A 1,925-nucleotide genomic window follows, 5' to 3' on the forward strand; every position below is an offset into this window, starting at 1 on the left:
AAAAAAGAAAAAATATATGATATATTAATTAAAAATAAAAATAGGAGAAATATGAAAAATAGAAAAGATGATCATATCAAATATGCATTGGAACACGAAAGTGAATATAACAGCTTTGACGATGTTGAACTTATTCATAGTTCCATTCCAAAATATAATCTGGATGAAATTGATTTATCAACTCATTTTGCAAGCCACGATTTTAAATTTCCATTTTTTATTAACGCAATTACAGGCGGAAGTGAAAATGCGAAAAAAATTAATCAAAAACTGGCAAAAGTTGCAAATGAATGCAATTTGCTGTTCGTAACAGGCTCATATAGTGCCGCTCTAAAAAATTCTGATGATGATTCATTTAATATTGTAAAAAAGGAAAATCCAGATTTACAGCTTGCCACAAATATTGGAATTGATAAAAATTACACAGCTGGAATTGCCGCTATAAAGGCTCTAAATCCATTATTTTTACAAGTTCACGTAAATCTAATGCAGGAATTAATTATGCCAGAAGGCAGCCGAAACTTTAACGAATGGGAAAACAATTTAAAAGAATTTGTCCAAAATATAAAAATCCCAATTATTTTAAAAGAAGTTGGATTTGGAATGACTGAAGATACCATAAAACAGGGAATTAAGCTGGGAATAAAAACTTTTGACATAAGCGGACGTGGTGGCACAAGTTTTGCCTTTATCGAAAATATGCGACGTGAAAATAGTCTCGATTATCTAAATAACTGGGGACAAACTACTGTTTCCTGCCTTTTAAACTTAAAAGATTATACTGACAAAGTGGAAATTATCGCAAGTGGCGGTGTAAGAAATCCCCTGGATATGATAAAATGCCTAGTTTTGGGAGCAAAAGCTGTTGGTCTTTCCAGAACGATTTTAGAATTGGCTGTAAAATATGATGTTGAAAACATAATCAAAACTGTGGAAAACTGGAAAACTGAATGCAAAATGATAATGTGCGCCTTAAATGCAAAAAATATTAAAGAATTGCAAAATGTAAAATTTATTTTGTATGGAAAAACATTGGAATTTTCTATACAAAAATTTTAATAAATCTAGTAATAACTTAACTGCATATCAAAAATTGATTTTAAATGAATATAATTAAAGAAAGAGAGTTAATTAATGAAAAAAAAAATTATAGTTTATGATTTTGACAAGACAATCTACGATGGAGAAACTGGTGTTAATTTTTCTACATTTTATTTAAAAAAATATCCATTAAAGTCTATTTTATTTTTAATAAAATATTCAAAAGATTTACTTTTTTATCTAATAAAAATAATAAATCTAACTACTTTGAAAGAAAGATATTTTGAATTTTTAGAAAGCCATTCAAGAGAAGAAATTGAAAAATTAGTAGCAGATTTCTGGGAAACTAAAAAACATAAAATTTATCCCTGGATAAAGGACGAGCTGGAAAAAAACAAAAAAGAATGCGAAATGGTTATCGTGTCTTCAGCAAGCCCATTATTCCTAATAGAAAAATTTTTATTATCACTTGGCTATGACAAAGTCTTTGGTACAAATTTTGTAAACGATAACAAGGAAACTTTCGTTGCCAAAATTGATGGAGAAAATAATAAAGGCGGTGAAAAAGTAAAGAAATTAAACGAATGGGCAAAACAAAATAATTTTGAGTATGAAATCATAAAATTTTACTCTGACAGTCTAGCAGACAAGCCACTTTATGATATTTCCAAAAAAACATACTGGATTAAGAATGGTATTAAACTTGATGGAATACCACCTCGAAAAACATTATTCGATAAATTATTTTGGAAATAATATTTTTGTACTAAACACCATTAAAAAAATAACAATAAAATTCTAAAATAATTGATTTGATTCTTGTTAAAAAAATTTAAATCTAATTTTTAAGTATCCATCTTATAGACTTTTGTAATTTTATTTAT

At 27.4% G+C, this 1,925-nt stretch carries 2 protein-coding genes; both read left to right on the forward strand.

Going from position 1 to position 1,925, the window contains the following annotated elements:
* The first annotated feature begins 51 nt into the window (after window positions 1-51).
* On the forward strand, window positions 52-1,059 hold the full coding sequence (fni, locus tag Q0370_RS05000; RefSeq protein WP_299572921.1) for a type 2 isopentenyl-diphosphate Delta-isomerase: 1,008 nt from the start codon (window positions 52-54) through the stop codon (window positions 1,057-1,059).
* A gap of 75 nt (window positions 1,060-1,134) precedes the next feature.
* A complete protein-coding gene (locus Q0370_RS05005; RefSeq protein ID WP_299572922.1) occupies window positions 1,135-1,797 on the forward strand; it encodes an HAD family hydrolase in 663 nt (220 codons plus the stop codon).
* The last annotated feature ends 128 nt before the right edge of the window (window positions 1,798-1,925 follow it).

It is taken from the genome of uncultured Leptotrichia sp., from assembly GCF_938036635.1.
Lineage (GTDB): Bacteria > Fusobacteriota > Fusobacteriia > Fusobacteriales > Leptotrichiaceae > Leptotrichia > Leptotrichia hongkongensis.